This window comes from Allocoprococcus similis, from assembly GCF_054660775.1.
Genome location: NZ_BAAHSG010000069.1, coordinates 1 through 6,023 on the forward strand (window position 1 = coordinate 1; position 6,023 = coordinate 6,023).

6 protein-coding genes and 1 pseudogene are annotated in these 6,023 nt (G+C 42.5%); all 7 read right to left on the reverse strand.

The window, feature by feature from the left end; all coding sequences use genetic code 11:
• Positions 1–161: helix-turn-helix domain-containing protein (locus ACYQ5K_RS17405; RefSeq protein ID WP_459777475.1), on the reverse strand; the 161-nt coding region annotated here is incomplete at its 3' end.
• Positions 158–422: pseudogene (locus ACYQ5K_RS17410) on the reverse strand (IS200/IS605 family transposase). The gene ACYQ5K_RS17405 and the pseudogene ACYQ5K_RS17410, both read right to left, overlap by 4 nt.
• 132 nt (positions 423–554) lie before the next feature.
• Positions 555–1,256 (reverse strand): hypothetical protein, encoded by a 702-nt coding sequence (locus ACYQ5K_RS17415; protein WP_173689616.1) that lies wholly within the window; start codon positions 1,254–1,256, stop codon positions 555–557.
• A 73-nt stretch (positions 1,257–1,329) separates the two neighbouring features.
• Positions 1,330–2,574, reverse strand: a complete 1,245-nt coding sequence (locus ACYQ5K_RS17420) for an aminopeptidase P N-terminal domain-containing protein (RefSeq protein WP_173689617.1) — start codon at positions 2,572–2,574, stop codon at positions 1,330–1,332.
• 25 nt (positions 2,575–2,599) lie between these two features.
• Entirely contained in the window at positions 2,600–4,084 is a 1,485-nt protein-coding gene (locus ACYQ5K_RS17425; protein ID WP_173689618.1) for a carboxypeptidase M32, read from the reverse strand.
• Between the two features lie 103 nt (positions 4,085–4,187).
• Positions 4,188–5,024, reverse strand: coding sequence for a PRD domain-containing protein (locus tag ACYQ5K_RS17430; protein WP_178024612.1), 837 nt, complete (start codon positions 5,022–5,024; stop codon positions 4,188–4,190).
• 430 nt (positions 5,025–5,454) lie between these two features.
• On the reverse strand, positions 5,455–6,023 hold a 569-nt coding region (locus ACYQ5K_RS17435; RefSeq protein WP_459778152.1), incomplete at its 5' end, for an aldolase/citrate lyase family protein.

Sequence of the window (6,023 nt, forward strand, 5' to 3'; positions counted from 1 at the left end):
ATCGCCGGTGTATTTCGCAGCATTTTTTTTGATGCTTCATATTCCCGTATCTTATCATTCAACATCTGATTATATAAAAAACGACAGCAGCCAAATGTTTTTGCGAGCAGAACTTCCTGTTCTCTGTTTGGATATATACGAAAACGATAAGCTATATTCATCTTTTTTTCGCTCCCTGCGTCTCAATATAATTACGGATAACATCAATCGGTGCCCCACCCGCTGTCAACAGGCAGAAACTTTGGCTCCTGAATGATTCCATTCTTCCAGTGTGATTCCATAATCAGGTGCAATACGTTCCCAAATCTCTTTTGCACGTTCCGAAATCGGATCATCTATTACTTTTCTTCGGTATTTTACAACCATGATCAGAGATAATACATCAAATACACTGAATGTGCATTATGATCCATTTTATCCATATAATCAGTCCTTTCTATTCTTTCGACTGATTATAATATACCATACTTCACGATACAGAACAAGTGTTCTGCATTCTTTTTCTGCAATTCATCTCCCACCTGTAGAAGAAGGAGAATTCTTGCTAACTTTTGTTAAAACATCGATTTCATTTTAATTATCAGGTATACGGTTGCAAAAACCACAAACAGATACACACACCCTATAATTGCAGAACTCTTTTTTCCTCTTCCCCATTTCCCCGTTGCAAGATACATTGCATCCAGCACATCAAACAGAAAGAAAAACTGGAATACCGTATGTACAACTGCCTCGGCAAACCCTATTTTCCCACTTTTATAGGTCATACGGATCACCTGGATGCCATAAAAGCTTCCCGGTAAAATAGCAAGCCATGTCGCAACAGCCGAAAAAACAACTGCTGCAATCAGCCACGGCAGCAATACCGGAGCAAAGATTATCGCGGCTCCCCGGCTTCCTACCAGCACTGCCATACTTACAAAAAAATAATAAATGACCAAAACCAGAAAATTCACACAAAAAAAGACAACCAGCCCATATTTATGGATCAGCATACGGTTCACACATTCAATCGGATTCCCCGTTTTGTATAATTTAAATGACTGTCCAATATTTATGATTCCCACAACTGCCACAAGCCCCCAGTAAAAAAGCAGTGGAAGAAACACAAGCACCAGCGTTAATCCGATATGTCCATCCGGGATTTTATCCAGCAGTCTCGTAACAAGAATAAGATATACATATGCAAGTGGTACACATAAAGTTAAAAGTATTACATAAAGAAATGTACTTTTCCGTGATTTTCTATTTTCCATATCCTGGCTCTCCATATTTTAGAAAAAGGGAACCGTAATTTTCTATACAGCTCCCTCTTTTCCTGTTTTCTATTTATCTGCGTCCCATAAACGCTTCAATCTCATCGATCTGTCTCGGGATTGCTCTTGACAGATTTTCACATCCGTCTTCTGTGATCAGGCAGTTATCTTCCAGACGGAATCCAATGCCCCATTCTTCATGGTAAACACCGATATCTACACAGAATACAACACCCGGTACAGCAAGTCCGCTTCCTTCTACCACGTCATGTACATCAAATCCAACATGATGTGCTCCACCGTGCCACATGTAAGTTCCAATATCTTCAAAATTTTTGCATACTCCGGCTTCTTTTAACTGTTCAAATGTATATTTACGGATGATCTTATCCACATCCAGAAGTGGTACACCCGGTTTCAGTGTACTGAACATATATTCTGAAGTATTGTAAATGCACTCATAAAGCAGTTTCTGGCGGTCATTAAATCTTCCATTGCACGGAAACGCCCTGGATACATCGTTGATCTCATAATCCCATACAGCACCAACGTCATTCAGGATCATATCTCCATCCTGTGCCTGTCCGCGATAATCATAATAATGAATTTTAAAGTTGTTCTTTCCCGATGAAATGATAGACGGAAATCCTGGTGAAAGCACTCCCCTCTGAGCCAGTGCATAATCAAATTCTGCTTTATACTGGTATTCGTACATTCCCGGTTTAGATGCTTTCATCATTGCTTCGATTCCGGCCTTTGTGATCGTTTCCGCTTTCTTCATTGCCTCGATCTCGCATGGTTTCTTGATCAGGCGAAGCTGCTTCATGATCGGATGAAGGTTACCAAGTCCAACAAACGGAGCATGTTCTTTCAGATAATTACCAAGACGGTATGCTTCTACTGCCGGTGTATTTTCATAAACCTTGTCAAAATCAAGATAAACTTTCTTTACATTGCCAGAAAATAATTGTCTGGAAAGATCATTCCGGAATGCTGCCACATATTTGTAATTCGTGATTCCGGAAAGTTCTTCTGCTTCCTCTTCTTTTATACGTCTTCCGGTCCAGCGTTCTGCAAATGCATCCGGAGGAAGAAGATACAGAGTTTCTTCAATTGTTCCCTCTCCGACATAAGCCATCAGTACAATATTTTCCTGCTCGATTCCTGTCAGATACAAGAAGTTACGATTTGTAAAAAACGGATAATTCTCATCATTGGTCTTGATCGGTGCATGTCCACTGAATACAACCACCAAAGATCCCGCTTCAAGTTTCTGATACAGGCTCTTACGATTTCCTGCATAAAATTCTTTATTCATTGGTCAATCCTCCTGCTCTCTGCGCTTAGTGTAAATATTTTTCTTTCAGATATTCAATATAATAATCGGTATTCAACTCTTCTCCTGTTGCTTTTTCGAGCATTTCACGCGCAGAATAGGTCTGTCCGTACTGGTGAATATGTTCTTTTAACCAGTTTCCGATTACAGATGAGTCTCCTTTTTCCAGCTTTTCAAATGCATCCGGACAATCAGTAAGAAGCTTATGAGCAAACTGTGCTGCGTAAGCATCTCCAAGTGCATATCCCTGGAAATATCCCACACATCCGGAAGCCCAGTGCACATCCTGCAGGATTCCTTCCTGATGATTCTTTGGAGTAAATCCCAGATATTCCTGATATTTTCTGTTCCATGCTTCTTCAATTGTATCCACTGTCAGTTTTCCTTCGAAATATTCTTTTTCAATTTCGTAGCGGATGATGATATGCAGAGTATTGGTAAGTTCATCCGCTTTCAGACGGATCAGTCCCGGTTTTACTTTATTGAGTGCGGCAAGAAATGTATCCAGAGAAATCTCTTTGTATTTTGGCACTTCCTGTTGCAGATATGGGTACAGGTTCTCCCAGAATTCTCTGGTTCTTCCCACATGATTCTCGTAGAATCTGGACTGGGATTCATGCATTGCGCCTTCAATTCCACCCCAGAGTCCGCTTTCTGCGACCTCATCGTTCGCATTATAATTATAAAGTCCGTGTCCGGTCTCATGAACCACTGCCAGAATCGCATGGATCAGCTCATCACAGTTTGTGGATGGTCTGGAATCACGCGGTCCGGTGCAGACACATACCGGATGATGGATTTCAAATAAAGTGCTCTTATCTTTATCAAGTCCCAGGATCTCCTGCGCTTTCTTCACAACACGAAGTACCGTATCATGATCTGCTTCACATTCCAGAATGGAATCATCAATCTTACTCTGCTCTTCTCTTACCGCATTTAAAATTTCGCAGACAGCATCTTTGATTTTTGCCAGAATTGCATCAATCTCTTCCAGACGATAATCCTTATCAAACCGGTTTACCAGGACCTGATACGGTTTTTCATCCGGATTGATCGCTGTTGCTATCTTCTCCTGTAAATCAAACTGCTTTTTCAGTACCGGCTTAAAGCTTTCAAAATCATCTGCCTCATAACATTTTCCCCATGCCAGCTGTCCATCTGCATTTGCCTGATTCAATTCCCCCTGCAGGCTTGCCGGAATCTGTACTGCTTCTTTATACTTTCCGATCAGATAGCGTACCATACCTTTGTCTGTATCGGAATCAAAAGCTGTCTCTCCTTCCAGTGACTCTACCAGCTCTTTTGTCTCTTTGCTCGTCAGTTTCTCATTAGAAAGCTCTGTCAGATATGCTCCGACTTTCCCTTCATAATCAAATCCGTCCTTCGGGCAGTTATTCCATCTGTCATAGTAAATGATATTATCCATACACTCCAGATAACGGAGCTTCACAACAATATCCTTTACCTTTTCCATCTGTTCTTTTGTAGCCATTACTGCACCAACCTTTCTCCTTAGACTAATGTTCAAACTCTGGTCCGATTATACCATTTCTTTCCCTGTAGTGTCAATCTTTTGACAAAAGCCGGTTCCTCTGTTATGCCTTAATTTCTTCTCTGTATATCCGCTCAATATGCATTGCCAGATACCCGATTTCTATCTCATCAAGCTCTTTTCCAATACTCTTCCCAAGCATATCACAGACTTTTTTCGCAGTCATATACGCTTCCGGAAATTTGGATTCTATATAATCATTCATATTGATACGGAGATCTTCCCCTGTCAGGGCACGCGCTACCATATATTTGATATGATTCATCAGACGATTGTAGGAAAGGGAAATCACATCGATTTTCTCCCCTGTTTCTTTTTCGATCATTTCAATACATTCTCTCACTGCACGGGCCGTCTGCATTGCCACAGATACTTTTTCATCCTCAATTGCCGAATGAATGTGAAGTGCCACATATCCGATTTCATGTTCATCGATCGTTATCTGCATTCTCTTCTGCAAAATATCCCTGAGTACGGATGCTGCCTGAAATTCATTATGAAAAAGTACTCTGATATCATCTGTCAGTGGATTGCTGATCTGCTCCTGATTCCGGATTCGCGAAACAGCAAAGGAAATATGATCTGCCAGCGGGATCATGATCCGACGGTCTACTTTCCCGAAAACTTTTTCTGCTTCCCGGATCACTTCATCCGCAATCTCCAGAAATTCCGGATCCATCTCCTGCACCAGAGATCTGGCAGATCCTCTGTCTGTCTGTTCGGTCAGGCGGTAAGTTGCTGTATCTTCTGTCACTTCAAAACGCTGACTGACCTTCTTTCCAAAGCCAATTCCTTTACCGAGAAGGACGTATTCCTGGTTATCCTCTGTATTGATTGCGATCACACCATTATTGTTCAATATCTTGCTTACTCTGTACATATATCATTCCCCCGAAAACGTGGTTTGGTTCTGGTTTTATCCTAGCAGAGAATGTAGGGAAAGTCAAAAAAATGTTGTTGAAAAGGGGACGCAAATCTGGCATTATCTATTGGCTCCATTCCTTTGTGCAGGGCATTCCGATGACCCTCTGAGGGCGGCAATCGTGTTCAGCAGAGGCTTCCACGATTGCTGAGTCTCATCTCCATTGCACAAAAATTGGAATGGAGCCAATAGATAATGCCGGGTTTGCCAGCTGTTTTCTGTCGGGTGTGAAATGACTTCCGGGAAAAAATGGATAAAAGCAGAACGGGGCTGTTGCACGATGAATCGTGCTTAGCCCCGTTAGTTTGTTGGATGTTATTTTTTTACAGAATCTGTGAAGAACAGACTCTTGTTTGTTGTTCTTGTTCACCGTATCTGTAACCAGTCTTTATTTGCTCTCTCTGATCTTCTTTCTGAGCGGAAGTACCATTGCCGGAGAGACAGATAATTCGTCCAGTCCCATGGCAAGGAATTCTTCAGTCAGTTCGAGGTCTGCTCCGAGTTCGCCGCAGATTCCGATCCATTTCCCTTCTGCGTGGGCATTTTCGGCTGCCATGCGGATCATTGCAAGGACTGCCGGGTGGTGCGGATCGTAGAATGCATCCAGCTTCTGGTTCTGACGGTCGATCGCCAGTGTGTACTGGGTCAGATCGTTGGTTCCTACGCTGAAGAAATCCACTTCTTTTGCAAGCTCACGGCTCATCATAACGGCAGCCGGTGTCTCGATCATGATTCCCAGTTCCACATCCTCACGGAACGGGATCTGTGCCTCACGAAGCTCTTCTTTGACCTCTTCGATGATCGCCTTGATCTGCTTCACTTCTTTTACCGAAATGATCATCGGGAACATAATGGCGATCTGTCCGTAAGCAGATGCCCGGTACAGGGCACGAAGCTGTGTCTTGAAGATCTCCGGTCTTGTCAGGCAGATACGGATTGCCCGGTATCCCAGTGCCG

Bases quoted from the DNA above. Each gene is read 5' to 3' on its own strand.
- ACYQ5K_RS17415 (WP_173689616.1), bottom strand. From the start codon at position 1,256: ATGGAAAATAGAAAATCACGGAAAAGTACATTTCTTTATGTAATACTT.
- ACYQ5K_RS17420 (WP_173689617.1), bottom strand. From the start codon at position 2,574: ATGAATAAAGAATTTTATGCAGGAAATCGTAAGAGCCTGTATCAGAAA.
- ACYQ5K_RS17425 (WP_173689618.1), bottom strand. From the start codon at position 4,084: ATGGCTACAAAAGAACAGATGGAAAAGGTAAAGGATATTGTTGTGAAG.
- ACYQ5K_RS17430 (WP_178024612.1), bottom strand. From the start codon at position 5,024: ATGTACAGAGTAAGCAAGATATTGAACAATAATGGTGTGATCGCAATC.